Annotated in this window: 22 protein-coding genes and 1 tRNA gene; 14 read left to right on the forward strand and 9 right to left on the reverse strand. The window is 64.1% G+C overall.

Translation table 11 applies throughout. From position 1 onward, the window contains the following. Window positions 1-2 precede the first annotated feature (2 nt). The 13 genes from IC614_RS00785 to nadC all read left to right on the forward strand — a co-directional run bounded on the left by IC614_RS00785 (window position 3) and on the right by nadC (window position 9,720). On the forward strand, window positions 3-638 hold the full coding sequence (locus IC614_RS00785) for a 3-oxoacid CoA-transferase subunit B (protein ID WP_200971864.1): 636 nt from the start codon (window positions 3-5) through the stop codon (window positions 636-638). 22 nt (window positions 639-660) lie between these two features. Next, window positions 661-1,242 (forward strand): hypothetical protein, encoded by a 582-nt coding sequence (locus IC614_RS00790; protein ID WP_200971865.1) that lies wholly within the window; start codon window positions 661-663, stop codon window positions 1,240-1,242. 164 nt (window positions 1,243-1,406) lie between these two features. After that, on the forward strand, window positions 1,407-2,243 hold the full coding sequence (locus tag IC614_RS00795) for an N-acyl homoserine lactonase family protein (protein ID WP_200971866.1): 837 nt from the start codon (window positions 1,407-1,409) through the stop codon (window positions 2,241-2,243). Window positions 2,244-2,265: 22 nt separating this feature from the next. Further along, window positions 2,266-3,267 carry an NADPH:quinone oxidoreductase family protein gene (locus IC614_RS00800; protein ID WP_226372678.1) on the forward strand — a complete coding sequence of 334 codons (1,002 nt, stop codon included), beginning with the start codon at window positions 2,266-2,268 and terminating at the stop codon, window positions 3,265-3,267. A 65-nt stretch (window positions 3,268-3,332) separates the two neighbouring features. Further along, the gene (locus IC614_RS00805; protein WP_200971868.1) at window positions 3,333-3,659 is read left to right on the forward strand and encodes a DUF1476 domain-containing protein; all 327 of its coding nucleotides are present in this window, start codon (window positions 3,333-3,335) and stop codon (window positions 3,657-3,659) included. A 4-nt stretch (window positions 3,660-3,663) separates the two neighbouring features. Next, window positions 3,664-3,897, forward strand: coding sequence for a BolA family protein (locus IC614_RS00810; protein ID WP_200971869.1), 234 nt, complete (start codon window positions 3,664-3,666; stop codon window positions 3,895-3,897). Window positions 3,898-3,908: 11 nt separating this feature from the next. Continuing rightward, the gene (grxD, locus tag IC614_RS00815) at window positions 3,909-4,235 is read left to right on the forward strand and encodes a Grx4 family monothiol glutaredoxin (RefSeq protein ID WP_200971870.1); all 327 of its coding nucleotides are present in this window, start codon (window positions 3,909-3,911) and stop codon (window positions 4,233-4,235) included. 292 nt (window positions 4,236-4,527) lie between these two features. After that, window positions 4,528-4,893 carry a BlaI/MecI/CopY family transcriptional regulator gene (locus IC614_RS00820; RefSeq protein ID WP_200973036.1) on the forward strand — a complete coding sequence of 122 codons (366 nt, stop codon included), beginning with the start codon at window positions 4,528-4,530 and terminating at the stop codon, window positions 4,891-4,893. Further along, the gene (locus IC614_RS00825; RefSeq protein ID WP_200971871.1) at window positions 4,890-6,245 is read left to right on the forward strand and encodes a M56 family metallopeptidase; all 1,356 of its coding nucleotides are present in this window, start codon (window positions 4,890-4,892) and stop codon (window positions 6,243-6,245) included. The genes IC614_RS00820 and IC614_RS00825 overlap by 4 nt, the downstream gene beginning before the upstream one ends. An 82-nt stretch (window positions 6,246-6,327) precedes the next feature. Beyond that, a complete protein-coding gene (locus tag IC614_RS00830) occupies window positions 6,328-7,185 on the forward strand; it encodes an MBL fold metallo-hydrolase (protein ID WP_200971872.1) in 858 nt (285 codons plus the stop codon). Then, entirely contained in the window at window positions 7,182-7,874 is a 693-nt protein-coding gene (locus tag IC614_RS00835; RefSeq protein ID WP_200971873.1) for a DUF4230 domain-containing protein, read from the forward strand. The genes IC614_RS00830 and IC614_RS00835 overlap by 4 nt, the downstream gene beginning before the upstream one ends. Next, window positions 7,871-8,875, forward strand: coding sequence for a quinolinate synthase NadA (nadA, locus tag IC614_RS00840; protein WP_200971874.1), 1,005 nt, complete (start codon window positions 7,871-7,873; stop codon window positions 8,873-8,875). Before IC614_RS00835 ends, nadA begins: the two co-directional genes overlap by 4 nt. Beyond that, a complete protein-coding gene (nadC, locus tag IC614_RS00845; protein WP_200971875.1) occupies window positions 8,872-9,720 on the forward strand; it encodes a carboxylating nicotinate-nucleotide diphosphorylase in 849 nt (282 codons plus the stop codon). Before nadA ends, nadC begins: the two co-directional genes overlap by 4 nt. Here nadC and IC614_RS00850 read toward each other — a convergent pair. From IC614_RS00850 to IC614_RS00865, 4 genes are read right to left on the reverse strand one after another with little or no spacing between them, the layout of a single operon-like run. Further along, on the reverse strand, window positions 9,717-10,148 hold the full coding sequence (locus IC614_RS00850; protein WP_200971876.1) for a DUF4112 domain-containing protein: 432 nt from the start codon (window positions 10,146-10,148) through the stop codon (window positions 9,717-9,719). The genes nadC and IC614_RS00850 overlap by 4 nt on opposite strands. 10 nt (window positions 10,149-10,158) lie before the next feature. Continuing rightward, window positions 10,159-11,607 carry an ABC transporter substrate-binding protein gene (locus IC614_RS00855; RefSeq protein WP_200971877.1) on the reverse strand — a complete coding sequence of 483 codons (1,449 nt, stop codon included), beginning with the start codon at window positions 11,605-11,607 and terminating at the stop codon, window positions 10,159-10,161. Between the two features lie 49 nt (window positions 11,608-11,656). Continuing rightward, entirely contained in the window at window positions 11,657-14,176 is a 2,520-nt protein-coding gene (locus tag IC614_RS00860) for an ABC transporter permease (RefSeq protein WP_200971878.1), read from the reverse strand. Beyond that, window positions 14,173-14,889, reverse strand: a complete 717-nt coding sequence (locus IC614_RS00865; RefSeq protein WP_200971879.1) for an ABC transporter ATP-binding protein — start codon at window positions 14,887-14,889, stop codon at window positions 14,173-14,175. The genes IC614_RS00860 and IC614_RS00865 overlap by 4 nt, the downstream gene beginning before the upstream one ends. A 9-nt stretch (window positions 14,890-14,898) precedes the next feature. On the opposite strand from IC614_RS00865, the gene IC614_RS00870 reads away from it, so the two are divergent. Continuing rightward, entirely contained in the window at window positions 14,899-15,609 is a 711-nt protein-coding gene (locus tag IC614_RS00870; protein WP_200971880.1) for an arylesterase, read from the forward strand. Between the two features lie 94 nt (window positions 15,610-15,703). Here IC614_RS00870 and IC614_RS00875 read toward each other — a convergent pair. From IC614_RS00875 to aroA, 5 genes are all read right to left on the reverse strand, one after another. Next, window positions 15,704-15,789 (reverse strand) — tRNA-Leu (locus IC614_RS00875). 111 nt (window positions 15,790-15,900) lie between these two features. Then, entirely contained in the window at window positions 15,901-16,179 is a 279-nt protein-coding gene (locus IC614_RS00880; protein ID WP_200971881.1) for an integration host factor subunit beta, read from the reverse strand. A 184-nt stretch (window positions 16,180-16,363) separates the two neighbouring features. Further along, window positions 16,364-18,067, reverse strand: coding sequence for a 30S ribosomal protein S1 (gene rpsA, locus IC614_RS00885; protein WP_200971882.1), 1,704 nt, complete (start codon window positions 18,065-18,067; stop codon window positions 16,364-16,366). A 167-nt stretch (window positions 18,068-18,234) separates the two neighbouring features. Further along, window positions 18,235-18,864, reverse strand: coding sequence for a (d)CMP kinase (gene cmk / locus IC614_RS00890; RefSeq protein ID WP_200971883.1), 630 nt, complete (start codon window positions 18,862-18,864; stop codon window positions 18,235-18,237). Further along, the gene (gene aroA / locus IC614_RS00895; RefSeq protein WP_226372680.1) at window positions 18,861-20,168 is read right to left on the reverse strand and encodes a 3-phosphoshikimate 1-carboxyvinyltransferase; all 1,308 of its coding nucleotides are present in this window, start codon (window positions 20,166-20,168) and stop codon (window positions 18,861-18,863) included. The genes cmk and aroA overlap by 4 nt, the downstream gene beginning before the upstream one ends. Between the last annotated feature and the right edge of the window lie 149 nt (window positions 20,169-20,317).

Here is a 20,317-nt window from a genome sequence, read left to right on the forward strand (position 1 = left end):
GCATGGCTTGGGACCGCAACCAGATGGCCGCGCGCGCGGCGCAGGAGCTTCAGGACGGCTTCTACGTGAACCTCGGCATCGGCATCCCGACCTTGGTCGCCAACAACATTCCGGCGGGCATGGAGGTGACGCTTCAGTCTGAAAACGGCATGCTCGGCATTGGCCCCTTCCCTTATGAGGATGAGATCGATCCGGACCTGATCAATGCCGGCAAGCAGACGATCAGCGAGCTGCCGCAGTCGAGCTATTTCAGCTCGTCGGACAGCTTTGCGATGATCCGTGGCGGCCATATCGACCTGACCGTCTTGGGCGCGATGGAGGTCAGCGAAGGCGGCGACATCGCCAATTGGATGATCCCGGGCAAGATGATCAAGGGCATGGGCGGCGCCATGGACCTCGTCGCGGGCGTCAAGAAGATCATCGTCGTGATGGAACATGTCTCGAAGAACGGCGACCCGAAGTTCATTCCGGCCTGCACCTTGCCGCTCACCGGCCGGAACGTGGTCGACATGATTGTCACCGACCTCGCCGTTTTCCAGCGGCCGGATCACAAAAGCCCGTTCAGGCTGATCGAACTGGCGCCCGGCGTTACCGCGGAGGACGTGGCGGCAAAGACGACGGCCCATTATACGGAATAGCGTGTTCAAGGGGAGCTCTGGCATGCGTTTCAAGGCTTTGAACACGTCCTATCTGCGCCGCCTCGGCCTGCTCGGCGACGAGGTGATCGTTCGCCTCGAGGGGGCGAGCCTCATATTGCAGGGTGAGAAAAGCGGCATGCTGGCGATCCCGGCGGGCAGCGTCGATCGGTTGCGGCAATTCAGGATGGAAGCCGTCCAGACGACTTTGGGCGACCTTCCGGGCGGGGTCTCGCCAAGCTTGGTCGAAACCAAGATTTGGTGGGACGGGAAAAAGAAGCCGGTGCTCATCACGCCGTATCAGCAGCACGCCAATTACGCCAAGATCATGCGCGATTTCGGGCGCCAAATCTGGACGCTGCGCGGCAGCCGGCTTTATCTCGGCGCCGGGCCGCTGACGGCCATTCTCAACCTTCTGCTCGTCGGGATACCCGTCCTCTTCCTCTTCGCTTGCGCCTTCTGGTTTGCGTTGACGGACGGCGGCTGGTGGTGGGCGGCGGCGGCAGCCATCCTGTTGTTCTTCGGCTGGTATGGCGGGCGCAATATCATTTCCCGCTGGCCGCGTCCGATCCGAAACTTCGAGCAGTTCGAGGCGGAGCTGCGTTGATCCAGCGCCATATCGGTGCGGAAGAGCTTTCCTACATCCCGTTTCCTTGCTTAGGATCGCCCCAGTCAGGCGGACGGGCATGGTGATGGAAGTGGAAATGCTTGTCAGGCCATCAGTTTCATCAACTTCGTAGCGTAGAAAAATCAGGAACAGGGGAAGAGCAGATGAAGAAAGCGATAGCGGCACTGGCAGCCTTTGCGGGCTTGACGGCGATGCAGGCACCGCAGGCGCCCGGCGAGAAGCTCTCGCTCACCCGCCTCGATTGCGGCAGCTTCACCATCAAGGATTACAACGCCTTCTTCTCCGACACGATGGCCTATAAGCCGGGGCCGAAGGAGATTACCGACAGCTGCTACCTGATCCGGAACGGCAATCGCTACCTGCTTTGGGATACGGGCATCGGCGCGGAGCTTCAGGGCAAGACGACCGACGCGGGCTTCGCGATCATGCGCCTTGGCAAGACGGTCGTGCAGCAGCTCGGCGAGATCGGCGTGAAGCCGGAGCAGGTGGAAATGGTCGGCATCAGCCACTTCCACTCCGACCATATCGGCCAGGCGGCGAATTTTCCGGGCGCGACCCTGCTGATCGGCGCGGAGGATTATGCGGCGCTCTCCGCCAAGCCCGCCAATCCAGGGCTGGAACCGGCGCGCCTCAAGCCCTGGATCGAAGATGACGGCAAGGTTCAACCGGTGAGCGGCGACCATGACGTGTTCGGCGACGGACGGGTCATGATGGTGAATACGCCCGGCCACACGCCTGGGCATCACGCTCTCCTCGTTCGTCTCGCCTCCGGCCCGGTGCTCCTGACCGGCGACCTCTATCACTTTACCGAGCAGGTCGCGCACAAGGGCATACCGCCGTTCAACACCAATCGTGCCGACACGCTGGCGTCGATGGACCGCTTCGACAAGATGGCGAAGAATATGGGTGCCAAGGTCATCATTCAGCATGAGCCCAAGGACATCGCCAAGCTCCCGGCATTTCCCAAGGCGGCGGAGTAAATCAACGGGAAGGAGATCCAAGGTGAAAGCACTTTTGTCCAACGCGTCCGGTGGACCGGAGACGCTGACACTCACCCATCTCCCCAACCCGGTGCCAGGGAAAGGGCAATTGCTCGTGCGGGTAAAGGCTTGCGCGATCAATTATCCGGACGTGCTGATCATCGAGGACAAATATCAGTTCAAACCCGAAAGGCCCTTCGCGCCGGGCGGGGAGATTGCCGGCGTGGTCGAAGCGGTGGGCGAGGGCGTCGCGGGCTGGTCGCCCGGCGACCGCGTCATCGCCATGATCGGCCATGGCGGCCTCGCCGAAAAAGTGCTGGTGCCCGCTGCCATGGTGCTACGGCTGCCGGAGGGGCGCAGCTTCGAGGAAGGGTCGGCGCTGATCCTGACCTATGCGACGTCGATTCACGCTTTGCTGGATCGGGGCAGGCTGAAGGCCGGTGAGACCCTGCTCATCCTTGGCGCGGCGGGCGGCGTGGGCCTTGCCGCGGTCGAGCTTGGCAAGGCCTTCGGTGCGCGGGTGATCGCCGCCGTCTCGTCAGAGGAGAAAGCGGGGGTGGCGCGGGAGGCGGGCGCGGACGATGTCGTCATTTATCCGCATGGGCCGTTCGACAAGGCTGGGTCGAAAGCGCTCGCAGATGCCTTCAAGGCGGCGGTCGGTCCGAATGGGGCGGACGTCATCCTGGATCCGGTCGGCGGCGATTATACCGAACCCGCGCTGCGCGCGATCGCATGGGAAGGGCGTTATCTGGTGGTCGGTTTTCCCGCAGGCATTCCAAGGCTGCCGCTCAACCTCACGCTTCTCAAGAGCTGCGACGTGTGCGGCGTGTTCTGGGGCGCCTTCGCAGGCCGCGATCCCAAGGCCAATGCCGCCCATGTCGCGACCCTGTTCCGCTTGTGGGAAGAAGGAAAGATCGCGCCCAAGGTCAGCCGCATTTGGCCGTTGGCCCAAGGCGGCGACGCGATCGCGCACATGGCCGCGCGCGGGGCGGTTGGAAAACTGGTCGTCAGGATGGACGAATAGAACGCTTTCCGTTGCGCGTGCGTTCACCCGGTCCTATCTCGAAGGAAACAGGATAAGGCAGGCCGATGACCACTTTCGACGATCGTGAACGCGCTTTCGAAAATATGTATGCGCGGGATGAAGAGATGCAGTTCCGCATCATCGCCCGCCGCAACCGGCTGGTCGGTGCCTGGGCCGCGAATTTGATGGGCCTGACCGAGGCCGAGGCCGAGGCTTATGCCAAGGACGTGGTGCGCGCCGATTTCGAGAATGCGGGCGACGACGATGTGGTGCGCAAGCTGCTCGGCGACCTGACGTCCGCCGGCGTCGACATCGACGAAGCGCGCATCCGCGACGCGCTCGAGCACAAGCATGTCGAGGCGCGGCGTCAGATGATCGAGGCGCAGGACTGATCCGATGGCGATGGAAGCGAGCGAGATCGAAAGCCTGATCAGGACGGGCATTCCCGATGCCCATGTCGAGATCACCGATCTGGCGGGCGACGGAAATCATTATGCGGCGCGTGTCGTGGCGGAGAGCTTTCGCGGTCTCCCCCGCGTCCAGCAGCAGCGCCGTGTTTATGAAGCGCTGGGCGGAAGGATGGGCGGCGTTCTCCACGCGCTGCAGCTAACTACCGCCGTACCCGAATAAGGAGCGAAGAGATGAGTGACACCAAAGCCCGCATCGACGAGATCGTTCGCGGCAACGACGTCGTCCTGTTCATGAAGGGCACCGCGCTTTTCCCCCAATGCGGCTTTTCCAGCCGCGCGGTCGCGATCCTCGACCATCTCGGCGTGAAGTTCGAGACCGTGGACGTCTTGCAGGATGCGGAGATCCGCAACGGTATCAAGGAATATTCGGACTGGCCGACTATTCCCCAGCTTTACGTGAAGGGCGAATTCGTCGGCGGATCGGACATCATGATGGAAATGTTCGAAGCCGGTGAGCTTCAAACTCTGATGGCCGGCCAGGATATTGCCAAGGCTTGACGTCGCGTTAGGTTCGAAACGGTGCCTGCTCGGCTGACAAGCTCGAGCAATAAGAAAGGGCGGGCGGCGCGATCGGAAACAGCGCCTTCCCGCCCTTCTGCATGAGTGAACATGTGGACGGGCGGATAGAAGCAGGGATCGTGCCAATCTTAGTGTCCCCACACAAACATCAGCGTTTTCATGGTTAACAAGACTAGTTATAGGTTGGGAATTGTAAAACTTCCCGACACATCGTTGTTCATCGGCCATTAAGCCCGAATTGATCACTCATGTAATCATAGAAAAGGGGAAGCTGATGGAACGTATCGGTGAAAGCGAATATGCGGTGATGGAAGTGCTGTGGGCGGAGGCGCCGCTCACCGCCATGGAAGTCGCCGAGCGCGTGCCGGAACGGGGCTGGAGCATTCGCACGGTGAAGACGATGCTCGGCCGCCTGCTCGCCAAGGGCGTCCTCTCCCACGAGGAGGACGGGCGCCGCTACCTTTACCGGCCCGCCATTCGCAAGGAGGATTATGTCCACCAGGAATCGCGCCGACTGATCGATCGCATGTTCGGCGGCAAGCTGACCCCGCTCGTCGCCCATCTCGCCGAGCGCCAGCAGCTGACGCCCAAGGATATCGAAGAGATCGAGGCGCTGCTCAAGGCGCTGAAATCATGAGCGGCGACTTCGCCTCGACCTTGATCGGTGTTCACCTCGCGCTGATCCTCGTCCTGATCGTTCGCGGCCCGGTGGCGCGGCATTTGGGCTCGGGCTGGGCTTATGCGCTGTGGCTGCTGCCGCTCGCGCGCCTCATCCTGCCGCCATTGCCGGCTTTTCCGGGCTCCGCGCTCGCCGAACTTCCTTCCTCGGTGCCGGGCGCGATCGTCGCGCCCGCCGTCGAGGTGGCCGCGCCGCCGCCGTCAATCGACGGATCCGGGCAGTGGATGCTCCTTTTGCTCGCGTTATGGGCCGGAGGCGCGGCCATCTTCCTCCTGTGGCAGGCAATCGCTTACTATCGCCTGGTGCGCGGGATCGCCGTTTCCGGATCGCCCGCCGCGCCTTTCGAAGGATTGGAAACGGTGGAAAGCCGTGCGACGCCGTCGCCGTTGGCGCTTGGTTTCCTGCGCCGTCGCATCGTCCTGCCCGCCGATTTTCGCAGCCGGTACACGCGCGACGAGCAGCGTCTGGCGCTTGTGCATGAGGCGGTGCATCTGCGCCGGGGCGACCTCTGGTGGAATCTCGTCGCGCTCATCGTGCTTGCCCTCAACTGGTTCAGCCCGCTGGCGCATCTTGCCTTTCGCGCCTTCCGCATGGACCAGGAATTGGCCTGCGACGCCGCCGTGGCGTCGCGCATCGCTCCCTCGGCGCGGCACGCTTATGCCACCGCCCTCGTCAAATCCGCGAGCCAGCCTGGCCTGATTGCAGCCTGCCCGCTCAATCATGCCGATCAACTGAAACGGAGACTGAAGATGATGAAAACGCATGGCGGCGGCCGCGCGCGTAGGATCGCCGGCGGCATCGCCGCAGCGGGGTTCCTGGTTGTTGGCCTCGGCCTCAGCGGCGCCCATGCCGCGCAGGATGCCGAAAAGACGGAGCCGAAACGCGAAGTCCGGACGGAAATCGTGACCGTCGAGCGCAAGGCCGACGACGCAAAAGCCGGAGGCAAGGGGCCGAGGGTCGAACGCAAGGTTCACATCCGTACGGTCGGCGAGGGAAAACCGGGCCGCGACATCAGCATCCGGGGCGGCGAGGTGACGATCGACGGCAAGCCGGTTCGCGAGCTGGCCGAAAAATGCACTGCCGACACTTCCGGCGTGGATGTGAGCGAGGATGGCGGCAGCACCATGACGACGGTGCGGATTTGCGCGGGAGCGGGCACGCCTTTGTCCGCCGAGAAAAAGGCCGAAATGGTCCAGAAGCTCGAAGGGCTGAAACAGCGTCTTGGCAGCGACCGTCTCGACTCCGAAAGCCGCGCCGATGTGGCGGCTGCCCTTGAGCGCGCCATCGCCCGGATCAAGGGTTCCGAATAAGCCTTGCATGGCGGAGGGGTGGCAACGCCTCTCCGCCATGCAAACCTTGGATTTCCTGGCCGGCAATGCCACATGAGCGGGCATGAACGACTGGCCCACGGGCAGGATGGAAAGCGTCGATCCGCTGGTGCGCCGTTTGCTGGCGCCCAATCCCTCGCCTTTCACCTTCACCGGCACCCAGACCTACATCGTCGGCCACGGCGAAATTGCCGTCATCGATCCGGGACCGGACGATGACGCGCACCTGTCGGTCCTCCTCGGCGCGCTGAAAGGGGAGCGCGTCGTCGCGATCCTCTGCACCCATACCCATCGCGACCACAGCCCCGCCGCTCGCGCGCTGAAAGCGGCGACGGGAGCCCCCATCATCGGCTGCGCGGCGCTTGCCATCGACGATCGCGGGCCGCGCGCCGACGCCGCTTTCGACTTCGATTATGCGCCGGACCAAGTGCTGGCCGATGGCGAGACGGTGGCGGGAGAGGGTTGGACACTCGAAGCGGTCGCTACGCCCGGGCACACGTCCAACCACCTTTGCTTCGCGCTGCGCGAAAACGGTGCGTTGTTCACCGGCGATCATGTCATGGGCTGGTCGACCACGGTCGTCGCGCCGCCCGACGGCAACATGACTGCCTATATGGACAGCCTCGACAAATTGCGCCTGCGCGAAGACCGCATCTATTATCCGGCGCATGGGCCTGCCGTGGAGAAGCACCAACAGCTCATTCGCGGCATGATGGGCCACAGGAAGCAGCGCGAGCGGCAGATCCTCCGCCATCTGGAGCGGGGCGAAGGCGAGATCGAAACGATGGTCGGACAGATGTACAAAGGGCTCGACCCACGCCTGCATGTCGCGGCGGGCCGCTCGGTTCTTGCGCACCTCCTCGACCTCGAAGGGCGCGGCATGGTGGCGCGCGACGGCGACACGTGGCGGCTCGCGGCATGAGGCGCTCCTTCATTCTCGTCCTGGTGCTGGCCGCTGGCCTGATCCTGGGCGCCTTGCTGACGAGTGCATTCAGACTGTCGAGCCTGTTCGGGGGCGGACCCGATCCGGAGACGATCGCCACGGCCAGCTTGCAATCCGTGCGGGAACAGGCGCGCCTCACGCCGTTTGTCGCGCGTTATGTCGCGGTGGTGACCTCCACGCAGTCGCGCTTCGGCCTTAACGCCCAAAAGACGATGATCCTGCCAGGCACCGTCCGCTACGAAGTGGACCTTGCGAAGCTGCGGCGTGACGATCTCGAATGGGATGCGGCGGCGAATAGGCTGAACGTCACCCTGCCGCCGGTCGAAGTCGCCGGGCCGGAAATCGATCTCGCTCAAGTCCAGGAATATTCCGGCGGCGGCGTCCTCATGTCGCTGACCAATGCCGAAGCCGCGCTCGATGCCGCCAACCGGCAGCGGGGGACGCAAAGCCTGCTCGCCCAGGCCCGTGCGCCGGTGCCGATGCGGCTTGCCCGCAATGCCGCTCGCACCGCCGTCGAGCGCAGCTTCGCGATGCCGCTGCGCGCCGCCGGGATCGAAGCGACGGTGGTCGCGCGCTTCGCCGATGAAGCGGCAAATGCCGATCCGTCGCAACTCGACCGCTCGCGGCGGATTGAAGATGTCTTGGAAGAGAGTAAGGCGAAGAAATGAATGCTCCGAACCTCAGCCTCAAGGGCCTCGACCTGCGTGCCGAAATCGACCGGCTGCGGGCGGAAAAGAACGCCGTTATCCTCGCCCATTACTATCAGGCGCCCGAATTGCAGGACATTGCCGATTTCGTCGGCGACAGCCTGGATTTGAGCCGCAAGGCCGAGGCGACGGACGCCGACGTCATCGCCTTTTGCGGCGTGCGCTTCATGGCGGAAACGGCGAAGATCCTGAGCCCCCAGAAAATCGTGGTGCTGCCGGATATGGACGCCGGGTGCAGCCTTGAGGATAGCTGCCCGCCCGATCAGTTCAAGGCATTCCGGGACGAGCATCCGGACCATATCGCACTTACCTACATCAACTGCTCGGCGGCGGTGAAGGCGTTGTCGGACATCATCGTGACGTCCTCTTCGGCCGAGATCATACTCAGCCAGATTCCGAAGGAGCAGAAAATCATCTTCGGCCCGGACCGCAACCTTGGTGCCTATCTCGCGCGCAAGACGGGCCGCGACCTGCTGCTCTGGCCGGGCGTCTGCATCGTGCACGAAGCGTTCAGCGAGACCGAGCTGCTAAAGCTGAAGGCGCAATATCCCGGCGCCCCGGTGCTGGCGCACCCCGAATGCCCCGGACATATTCTTGACCACGCCGATCAGGTGGGATCGACCAAGGCGATCCTCGATTACGCGCTGTCCTCGCCGTCCGAGGTGATGATCGTCGCGACCGAGCCCCACATCATCCACCAGATGGAGAAGGCCGCGCCGCACAAGACGTTCATCGGCGCGCCCGGCGCTGACGGGAACTGCAATTGCAACATGTGCCCGTACATGGCCTTGAATACGATGGAGAAGCTCTATGTCGCGCTGCGCGATCTCGCGCCGCGTATCGAGATGGACGAGGAGCTTCGCCTCGCCGCCAAGAAGTCGCTCGACCGCATGCTCGACATGGCGGGCCGGACCGTGGGGCAGGGGGATGTCGGCAGGCCGATCATCACAGGAGCCCAATGACGGCTTTCGCGCTTGAGCGGTTCGACCTCGACCGCTTTGTCCGGGAAACGTTGGCGGAAGATCTCGGCGATCATGGCGACATCACGTCGGCGGCGGTCATTCCGGAGGATGCGCGTTTCGAAGGGGTGATGGACAGCCGGGATACCATCGTGGTGGCGGGCCTTCCCATCGCTGAAGCCTTCTTCCGCGCGCTCGACCCACGGGTGGAGATCGAGCGTCTGGTGGAGGATGGCGACCGGGTTCAGGCGGGGGCGGACCTCCTGCGCCTCAAGGGCAATGCCCGTGCGATGCTGACGGCGGAGCGGTCGGCGCTCAACACGCTTCAGCATCTCTCCGGCATTGCGACGCTGACCCGTGCCTATGTCGACGCCATCGCTGGCACCGGCGCGACCTTGCTCGACACGCGCAAGACCATTCCGGGCCTTCGCGTCCTCGAAAAATATGCGACCCGCAAGGGAGGCGCGACCAATCACCGGATGCGGCTCGATGATGCCGCGATGATCAAGGACAATCACGTCGCCGTCGCGGGCGGGGCGGCGGAAGCCGTGCGGCGCGCCGTAGCGGCCGGCATTGGGCGGATCATCGTCGAGGTCGACCGGATCGACCAGATCGAACCGGCGATCGGCGCCGGAGCCACCCACCTGCTGCTCGACAATATGGACGCGGCGGTCCTGCGCAAGGCGGTGGCGCTCGTAGCCGGGCGCGTGCCGACGGAAGCGAGCGGCGGCGTCACCTTGGACACGATCCGCGCCAAAGCGGAGACGGGCGTCACCTATATTTCCGTCGGCCGTATCACCCAATCGGCTCCGGCGGCGGATATCGGACTGGATTTTTCGGCGCTCTAGCGCGCAACCACTTCGCCTTCGACCGTCATCGTCGCAGGATGATGCTTGTCGAGCCACTTCTTCAGGATTCTCAAATTCCGCGTATTCGACCGGAACGCGAAATCGAAGACATCGCCGACCAACGGAATGGCGCCGATAAGGGTATCGACACCGACATTCCCCGCCATGCGGGTCAGGTGCCATTTCGACATGCCGAGGTTGCGCGCTTCCCAGACGAGCCAGGCCCCCATGGATGCGGTGACGATGTCGCCGACGACGGGGATCAGGCCGACGATGGAATCGAGACCCACCGGACGGTTGATCCCGGGCAGGATGAACATCCGTTCGAGTATCCCCTCGACGGCTTCCAGCCGCCTGCGCACCGACACTGGATCGCGACCGGGCGACAATTGCGCGGCGATGCGGTCGAAATCCTGGGGCGATGGCATAGAGCGCTCCTTATTCGGCGATCAGTTCGCCGAGCGGATGCTGGGCGAAGACATTGGTCCGGAAACCGCTCAATCGCCCGGAAACCAGCGACCAGCGGACCGGCGACCCGATCGGGATGTAGTAACTCGCATCGGTGAGGCGGCGATCCGCCTCCGCGAAAAAACGCATGCGTTCCGCGATGGAACGGGTCTGACGGGCATCGGCGAGCAAGGCATCGATTTCCGGATCGCAGACCGGCTGGATTTCGCAGGAAAAGCGGCGGAGATACCAGGAGGCTCCGGTGATAGGCGATACTTCGTCGATGAAGGCAAGGTCGCTCGTCGCACCGCTCTCGACCGCCACCGCGTCCACGCCGATTGCCCGCCAGTCACGCCGGATGAGGGCGAAAAGAAAGCGGTGACCCGGTGTGTCGGGGACGGCCACGCGAATGATGGGCGGGTCCGCTTCGCCGTTGGCAAGCGCCTGGCTGGCGCGGGCGCGGCGGCCGTCGAGAGGCTGGCTCGCCCAAAGCGGCAAAGCGGGTTGGCGCACCTCCTCCAAGCCTGCTGGCAAAAGGGTGGGACGAGCGCGCAGCTCCGGCACCTGCAAAGCAGTGGCGATCGCGCCCCGGTCGAGCGCCATCGACAAGGCCTCCCTCGCGCCGGCATCGGCCCACCGTCCCTCCAGGCGCGTGAAAGCAAGACCCAAAAGACCATGGGCCGGGTCGAAGCGCAGCGTATTGGCCGGCAGGCGCGCCGACCGTGCATAGGGAAGGGAAGCGATCGTGCCCCCCGTGACGAGGTCCGCACCGCCCGCTTCGAAACGCGCAACGGCCTTTGCCGCCTCTTCGCCGCGCAGCAGCACGGAACGCGTCGGCTCCCGCGTTTCCTCACCTTCTTCCTCAGGAATAGGCGCCAGCAGCACGGCGCCATTTTCCGTCGCTTCCGCTTGAAAGGGGCCCGTGCCTTTCTCCGATTGGAGGATCGCCATGTCCGGCTGGGCGAGCAGTTGCAGAAAATGGGCGCGCGGCGCCTTCAGGCTGATTTCCAGCACATCGTCGGTCATCGACTCAATGTCGTCGATCACGCCGAGCAGGGGTTTGAGCGCGTTGCTGCTCGCCCGGCTCATCGTCGCCTTCAAGCGGGCGACGACCTGTTCCGCCGTCACATCCTGCCCATTCGCCCATTTCGCGCCGCGCGCAAGGCGGAAAGTGTAGCGAAGGCCATCGTCCGAAACGATCCAGCTTTGCGCCAGCGCCGGTTCGATCTGCCCTTCGGCATTGAAGCGAACGAGGCCCTGCGCGGTGGATTCGAGGAGGATGGCGGTGGCGGCGTCCACCCGCTTGAGGTTCGGGTTGATCCGTTCCGGCGCGCCACCGATCGCGCTCACCACGATCGGGCCGCTCTCCGCCCCGTCGCAGGCCGCGAGGCAAAGCGCGGCGAGGAGTCCGATGCCCAGCGGAAACGCGCGAATCGCCATGGAAGAGCGATAAACCGCGAATTTCGGATCGGCTATGCCGAACTTTTTCTCACCCCGCGTGCAATTGCCGCAAGGCCGAGGCGGGGCGGACGGACATGATCGGGATCGACCCGATGAGGCCAATGGCGAGCGTCAACACCGCCCCGGCGCCTAAGGTCAGCAGCACGACGATCCAGTCTGGGGCCCAGCCGAATTCGAACAGCCAGACAACGATGGAATAAGCCGCGACCGTCCCGAGCAGCATCGCGACGACGGCGAGCAGGATCGCGAGCAAGGCATATTCCATCGCCTGCGCCGCCAGAACCTGCCGCCGGGTGGCGCCGAGGGTCTTCAGGATCACGCTGTCATAGCTGCGCGACTGACGCGATGCGGCGATCGCGCCGATCAGCACCGCGATCCCCGCCAAGATGGTGATCGATCCGGCGAGCGCGATGGCGACCGACATCTGGTCGAGGATGGTCACGACCTCGCCGATCAATTCGCCCACGTCGATGATCGAAATGGCGGGGAAAGCGGCAAGCAAGGCACGCGTGAGCGCCCCTTGATCCGCGCCGTCGAGACTGATCGTGGCGGTATAAGTGTGCGGCGCTCCTGCCAGGGCATTGGGAGAAAGGACGAGGACGTAGTTGAGTCCGAGCGAATCCCAATTGACCTTGCGGAGCGACGCGATCCGCGCGTCGATCTCGCGGCCCAGCACGCTGACGGTCAGGGTATCGCCGATGCCGACCTGCATAACCTCCGCCGCATTTTGATCGAGCGATACGAGCGGCGGACCGGCATAGTTTCTGGGCCACCATTGTCCCGCGACGAGATCGCTGTTGCGGGGCAAGGCGTCGCTATAGGTGACGCCCCGTTCTCCGCGCAGGAACCAGCCGCCTTCTGGCAGCTCCTCCAGATCGGCGACGCGCTGTTCTCCATAAGCGGTGATCGTGCCGCGCAGATTGGGAACGAGATTGATATCCGCTTTGGGTGCCGCGGACCGGACGATAGCCTGGAAGCGGCCAGAGTCATTGGCCGGAATGTCGAGGACGAACTGGTCCGGCGCCTTTTGCGGCACCGTCCGGGTGATTTCCGATGTGATGCTCGTCTGGATCGCGGCCAGCATGACGAAGAGCGTGAGGCCAAGGCCCAAGGCGATGACCAGCGGGACGGTCTGCGCGCCGGGGCGATGCAGGTTGGCGACCGCCAAGCGCACGAGCGGGCGCCGGGCGCGGGGCAAGCGGCCCGCGATCCGCTTCACAGCCCAGCCGATACCGGCGAGGATCAAGACGGTCGCGACCGTGGCTCCGACCACCATGCCCGCGAAAAGCGGGTCGCGAGCAGTGAGGAGGATGAGGGCCAGCAAGGCGGCTGCTGCTCCACCGACGGACAATGAAGTGCGCCGGTCGATCCGGAACCGTTGCTCCACCACCGAACGGAAGAGAGCCGCGGCCGGCAAGGTCCGTGCCCGGGCGAGCGGTGGCAGGGTGAAGATGAAGGCGATAAGCAGGCCATAAGCCGCGCTGGTGGCGAGCGGTATCGGATAAAGCGCCGCGCCCGGCTGGACCGGCAGGGCATCGCCCACGACCGCTATGATTCCAAGGGGCAAGACAGCGCCCGTCGCGAGGCCGAACGCCACGGCGAGCGCCGCCACCATCCCGATCTGCATCATGTAGATGCGCGCAATGTCCCCCGAACTGGCCCCAAGGATCTTAAGCGTCGCGATGCCGTTGCGTTTCATCGCGAGGTAGGATGAGACGCCGTTGCTGACGCCGATCCCGGCGATAATGAGCGCGGCGAGGCCGATCAGTGACAGGAATTGGCCCATCCGGCTGATAAACCGGCTCGCGCCCGGCGCGGCATTGTCGCGGTCGCGGAGTTCGAGGCCGACCGTCGAAAATTGCGCTTCCAGCCGCTCCGTCGCCGCTTTCGGATCGGCGCCGGAGGGGAGGCGGACGCGATATTTGCTTTCGTAAAGGCTGCCGGGCTGCAGCAGACCCGTGCGGCGAAGGCCATCGAGCGAGGTGAGCGCGACCGGACCGAAGGTGAAGCCCTCGCCGACCCGGTCGGGCTCCTCCGTGATGATGTCGCGGACGCGGAACGTGGCTTCGCCATAGCGAAGCATGTTTCCGGGCCGGACATTCAGGCGCGCAGCCAGGGCCTCGTCGATGAAGACTTCATCCGGGGCGAGGGTTTCGGGCGCGGGCATGTCCCGAAGCCGCAGCATGCCGTAAAGAGGATAGGCGCCGTCCACGCCCTTCAGCTCGGTCAGGATCGCACGCCCTTCCGCGCCGCTGCTCACCATGGCGCGGGTGCGGATCGTCTCGCTCATCGCACCCAAGGCGCGGAACGCGGATTTTTCGGCATCCGTCGCCTCGCGCTGTGTCATCGCGATCTCAATGTCGCCGCCGAGGAGACTCTGGCCCTGTCCCTGCAATTCCGACGTAATCGCCGCCGTCAGGCTTCCGATCGTCGCGAGCGTGGCGACGCCCAGAAACAGGCAGATGAACAGCAGGCGCAGGCCGCGCAAGCGTGCATGAAGGTCGCGCCGAGCAATGGTCCAGCAAGCACGCAGCCCTAGCCCAGTCATGGACGGATATCTGCCGTGCGCTGGTCGGATACGACCCGGCCGTCGAGCATATGGAGAATGCGGTCGCACCGCCGCGCCAGCGTTGGATCGTGGGTAATGATGATCAGGGTCGCGCCATTCGCCTTCTGGCGCCCGAACAATATGTCGATGATCGCATGGCCGGTCTTTTCGTCGAGATTGCCGGTCGGCTCGTCCGCGAACAGGATATCGGGGCCAGGCGCGACGGCACGGGCGATGGCCACACGCTGCTGCTCGCCGCCCGACAATTGCGCGGGATAATGGGTGAGGCGATGGCCGAGGCCGACCGCTTCCAGCTCTTTTTCCGCGCGGGCGAAGGCGTCGTTCCGGCCGTCCAGCTCCAGCGGCACCGCGACATTTTCGAGCGCCGTCATGGTCGGCAGGAGGTGAAAGGATTGCAGCACGATGCCCACCCGGCCCCGCCGCGCGCGGGCGAGCGCATCCTCGTCGAGCGGTCCATAATCGATCCCGCCGATCGACACCTCGCCCCCGCTGGCGCGCTCCAGGCCCGAAAGGATCGCCATGAGCGAGGATTTGCCGGATCCGGACGGGCCGAGGATGGCGAGGCTCTCGCCGCGCGCGACGTCAAGGTCGATGCCTTTCAGGATTTCGGTTCGCGCTTCGCCTGTTCCGAGCGAGAGGGTGACATTGCGCGCGCGAATGGCAATATCGGCTGCATCGAAGGTTCCATGCATCAAAGGGGGATGTCCTTGTCTCGCAGCCTCAATATTTTCGCTGCTTTGTTCGCTCTCCATCTGGTGAGCGCCTGCTCCGACCGTCAAGAGCCGAATGCGCCCGCGCGCGAGAAAAAAGTTTCGGAGACGAAAGGAGCGGTGGAGCGCGCGCCGTTGGCGCCGGATCAGAAGCTGGTGCTGGCGTTCGGCGACAGCCTCTATGCGGGCTATGGCGTGCCGCAGAGCGAGAGCTTCCCGCACGAATTGGAAGAGGCGTTGAACGCGGATGGCGTGAAGGCGCGGGTCTACAATGCCGGCGTATCTGGCGATACGACGGCGGCGGGAAGGCAACGCCTGTCCTTCACCTTGGACGGCCTGCCGCGCAAGCCGGACCTCGTCATCCTCGGCTTGGGCGGCAACGACATGCTGCGCGGCCTCGATCCCGATCAAACGCGCCAGAACCTGATCGCGATTCTGGAAGAATTGAAGCGCCGGGACATACCCGTCATGCTAACGGGCATGGTAGCCGCGCCCAATCTGGGCCGGGATTTTGCCGGCAGTTTCAATGGCATCTACCCCGATCTCGCCAAGGCTTATGACGCGCCTTTGTATCCGTTTTTTCTCGACGGAGTGGTTACGGACCCCGCCCTGATGCTTCAGGACGGCCTTCACCCGAACGAGAGGGGCATCGACTTCATCGTCGGCAAGGTCACCCCGCTCGTCCAAAGGGCACTAAAATAAGTAAATAGTCCTGACAGATCGTCGGGATGAATTGTCGGAATGGACAGATGACTGGAAGGCCTCTCCGTCCCGAAAAACGCCTTTTTTTTTAAGCTGGTGCGGACGGCGGGACTCGAACCCGCACGCCCCGGAGGACAAGAGATTTTAAGTCTCTGGCGTCTACCATTCCGCCACGTCCGCACGTCACCCTCCGTGGACGCAACGAGGCGCCCCGGTCAAGGGCTGCGCAAAGGCGATTCCAATTTCTCCTAATCGTCCCCCCGGACAAGAGAGGAGAAAGAGGTGCGGCCGTCAGACGTTCAGGCGCTCGCGCATTTCCTTGCCGGGCTTGAAATAGGGAACCCGCTTGGCATCCACATCCACCGCTTCGCCGGTGCGGGGATTGCGGCCCTTGCGCGCGTCGCGGTCGCGCGTCGAGAAAGCGCCGAAGCCGCGCAGCTCGACGCGGCCGCCTTTCTGAAGCTGGCCGGAAATGGCGTCGAAGAAAGAAGTTACGATGCGTTCGATTTCCTTGACCGTCAGGCCGGGATGGTCGTCGCAAAGTTTCTGCACGAGTTCGGAACGGATCACGCTAATTCCCCCAAAAGCGTAAATGATTGAAACCGCCGGCCGTCGGCCATGGCGATTGATCTAGATTGATTGCACCGAATGCCGCTGGAGGCAACACTATCCTTCGCAGGACAGGAGCGGGCAGCTTGTCCCAATCCGGGAAGAAAGGCGGAGCCTTGGACAAGGCCCCGCCTTTGATCGGATCTTAGCTGTTACGCTGCTTCAACGCTTCGCCAAGAATGTCGCCGAGGCTCGCGCCGGAATCCGACGAACCATATTGGGCGACCGCCTGCTTCTCTTCCGCGATCTGCATTGCCTTGATCGAGAAGTTCGGCTTCTTGGACCGGTCGAAGCCGGTAACCATCGCGTCGAATTTCTGGCCGACCTGGAAGCGTTCCGGACGCTGCTCGTCGCGGTCGCGGCCAAGATCGGTGCGCTTGATGAAGCCGGTGGCGCCATCGTCGCCGACCTGCACCTCAAGACCGCCGTCGCGGACTTCAAGGACAGTGACGGTGACCGTTTCACCTTTGTTGACGCCGGCGCCGGTCGCGGTCGCGGCCGATACGCCGCCCCGTTCAAGCTGCTTCATGCCGAGGCTGATGCGCTCCTTCTCCACGTCGACGTCGAGCACGACGGCCTTCACCATCTCGCCCTTGTGGTGGAGATTGAGAGCGTCCTCGCCCGACAGGCCCCAGGCGATGTCCGACATATGGACCATGCCGTCCACATCGCCTTCGAGACCGATGAAGAGACCGAATTCGGTGGAATTCTTGACCTCGCCTTCGATTTCGCTGCCGACCGGGTGCTTCTCGGCGAAGGCTGCCCACGGATTGGATTGAGCCTGTTTCAGGCCCAGGCTGATCCGGCGCTTTTCTTCGTCCACTTCCAGAATGGCGACTTCGACTTCCTGGCTGGTGGAGACGATCTTGCCCGGATGAACGTTCTTCTTGGTCCAGCTCATTTCGGAGACGTGGACAAGACCTTCGATGCCGGCTTCCAGCTCGACGAACGCACCATATTCGGTGATGTTCGTGACGCGGCCCGAGAAGACGCCGCCGATCGGATATTTGGCCTGCGCGCCTTCCCATGGATCGCTTTCAAGCTGCTTCATGCCGAGCGAGATGCGCTGCGTGTCGCGATTGATGCGGACGATCTGGACGCGGACGGTGTCGCCGATATTCAGCACTTCCGACGGGTGGTTGACGCGCTTGTAGGACAGGTCGGTGACGTGGAGCAGGCCGTCGATGCCGCCCAAATCCACGAAAGCGCCGTAATCGGTGATGTTCTTGACGACGCCGTCGATCACCTGGCCTTCGGTCAGGTTCTGGATGAGGCCGGTGCGCTGTTCGGCGCGGGTTTCTTCGAGGATCGCGCGGCGCGACACGACGATGTTGCCCCGGCGGCGGTCCATCTTCAGGATCTGGAACGGCTGCGGCAGGTCCATCAGCGGCTGCACATCGCGGACCGGACGGATGTCGACCTGGCTGCCCGGAAGGAAGGCCACGGCGCCCGAAAGGTCGACGGTGAAGCCGCCCTTGACGCGGCCGAAGATCACGCCTTCGACGCGATTGCCGGCGGCATATTCGGTTTCGAGCGTATCCCAGGCGGCTTCGCGGCGCGCGCGGTCGCGCGACAGCATCGCTTCGCCCTGATGATTTTCAACGCGGTCGACATAGACTTCGACTTCGTCGCCGACCTTCAATTCGGCCTTCTGACCAGGCGCTGCGAATTCGCGCAGCGGCACGCGGCCTTCTGATTTGAGGCCGACGTCGATGACGGCAAGGTCGTTTTCGATCGCGGTGACGGTGCCCTTGACGACACGGCCTTCGAAATTCTCGTTTTCGCCGCCAAGATGTTCATTTAAAAGTGCCGCGAAATCGTCGCGGGTCGGGTTTGCCGACGTGGCCATAAAGCTGATCCTTCTTTGCTTTTTCCGGCTGCCGGTTGTCTCCGGCAGTCTTGGCCCAACATGCCGCGGCGGCCTCATGCCGGTCGCGGCGTCCGTGCGGAAGAGACAAGGGAAGAAACCTGAAAAGCAAAAAGGCGCGTCGGATGAGGGCCTTGGGCCCTTCTATCTCACGCGCTCCGCTGTAACCGGGCTTCCACGAGCGCAATCGCCCGCTGGACGGCCGCGTCTATAGTCATGTCGCTGGTATCGAGCAAGTCCGCATCCGCGGCTTGCAGGAGCGGCGCGGTGGAACGGCCCATGTCCCGCTCGTCGCGGGCACGGATGTCGAGCAGGACGTCGTCATAATGGACAGCCTTGCCCATGCGGACGAGCTCGGCATGACGCCGGGTGGCGCGCGCCTCTGGCGAGGCGGTGACGAACAGCTTCGCCTCGGCTTCGGGCGCGATGACCGTGCCGATGTCGCGCCCGTCCAGCACCGCGCCGCCAGTCTGCCGCGCAAATTCCTGCTGGCGGGAAAGCAGGGTTTCGCGGACCAGCGAATAAACGGAGATGCGGGAAGCGAGTCCGCCCACCGTCTCGCTCTTCAATTCCGGATCGTCGAAATCGATCTGCGCGAAGTCGCAAGCGCGCACGGCGGCGAACTCGCTGTCGGGGTCACCGCCCCAGCGCAAGAGGTTGAGGCCGACGGCGCGGTATAGAAGGCCGGTATCGAGGTGCGGTAACCCGTAATGGCGTGCCAGAGCGCGGGCGATGGTGCCCTTTCCGCTGGCCGCGGGTCCGTCGACGGCGATGATCATGCGCTGTGCAATTCCTGCAATGTCGTAACGAAGCCGGGGAAGCTGGTGTCCACCGGCGCCATGCTGTCGATCGTTACAGCTTGTGAGCAGTGAAGGCCAGCGATGGCGAAGCTCATGGCGATGCGATGATCCATGCAAGAAGCGATGGTCGCCCCGCCGGGAAGCGGCGCGCCGCCGCTGCCCATGATCGCCAGTCCATCCTGGTTTTCCTCGACCCTTGCTCCAATCGCACGGAGGCCCTCCGCCATGGCGGCGATGCGGTCCGATTCCTTGACGCGCAGCTCGCGCAGGCCGCTTGTCCGGCTCGTTCCGTCCGCAAAGGCGGCGGCGATGAAGAAGATCGGGAATTCGTCGATCATCGACGGCACGGCCTGGGGCGCGATGTCCGTGGCGCGAAGCGCCGAATGCCGGACGCGCATGTCGGCAACAGGCTCTCCATCCACCATCCGCTCATTGTCGAAGACGATGTCGCCGCCCATCGCCCGCAGCGCGTCGAACAGGCCCATGCGAAGCGGATTGGTGCCGACATTGCGGATCACGATGCTCGATCCCGGCACCACCAGCGCGGCAACGGCCAGAAAGGCCGCAGAGGACGGGTCGCCTGGAATCGCGATGTCCTGCGGCGTCAAAGCGGCCTTGCCCGCCAGTGCGATGGTGCGGCCGCCGCCAGGCTCCTCAGCCACTTCGATCCTTGCGCCGAAATGCCGTAGCATGCGTTCGCTATGATCGCGCGTCGCCACGGGTTCGGTAATGCGGGTGACGCCCGGCGTGTTGAGTGCGGCGAGCAGAAGAGCCGATTTCACCTGCGCCGACGCCACGGTCAGCCGGTGATGGCGCGGCACGGCGGCGGCGGCGCCCTCGATCGTCAGCGGCAATGTGCCTTGCGGTGAAGCCGCGATTGTCGCGCCTATGGTGCGGAGCGGCCCGGCGACCCGCTCCATCGGCCGGCGGCTTAGCGACGAATCGCCGGTGAGGGTCGCAGTGACCGGGTGGCTGGCGATGAGGCCCATGAGAAGGCGCGCGGACGTGCCGCTATTGCCCATGTCGAGCGGTGCGTGAGGGGTGTTAAGGCCGCCGGTTCCGACCCCGTCCACGTGCCACGTGTCCGGCCCTTCGGCCTCGATCCTGGCGCCCATGGCGCGGAGCGCGCAGGCCGTCGAGCGCACGTCTCCGCCCGGTGACAGCCCCTGGATCCGGCTCTGCCCATCCGCCATAGCGGCAAGCATCAGGGCCCGGTGGGAGATGGACTTATCGCCTGGAACGACGGTTTCCCCGGACAAGGGGCCGCTGCTGCGGAAGGACATTTGTTGCTTTGTGACGCTGTACATTTGATCCGGCTGACGTCGGAAAGGAAGCCAAGGCTTTTGACAGCGCGTCCGGGCTATGGCAAGGCGCCCGCAACAGGGCCGTGCCGCAATGGAATGGCCGCTTTTTTCACTCTTTTTCGGAGGCT

This window comes from Sphingosinicella flava (genome assembly GCF_016025255.1).
Taxonomy (GTDB): domain Bacteria; phylum Pseudomonadota; class Alphaproteobacteria; order Sphingomonadales; family Sphingomonadaceae; genus Allosphingosinicella; species Allosphingosinicella flava.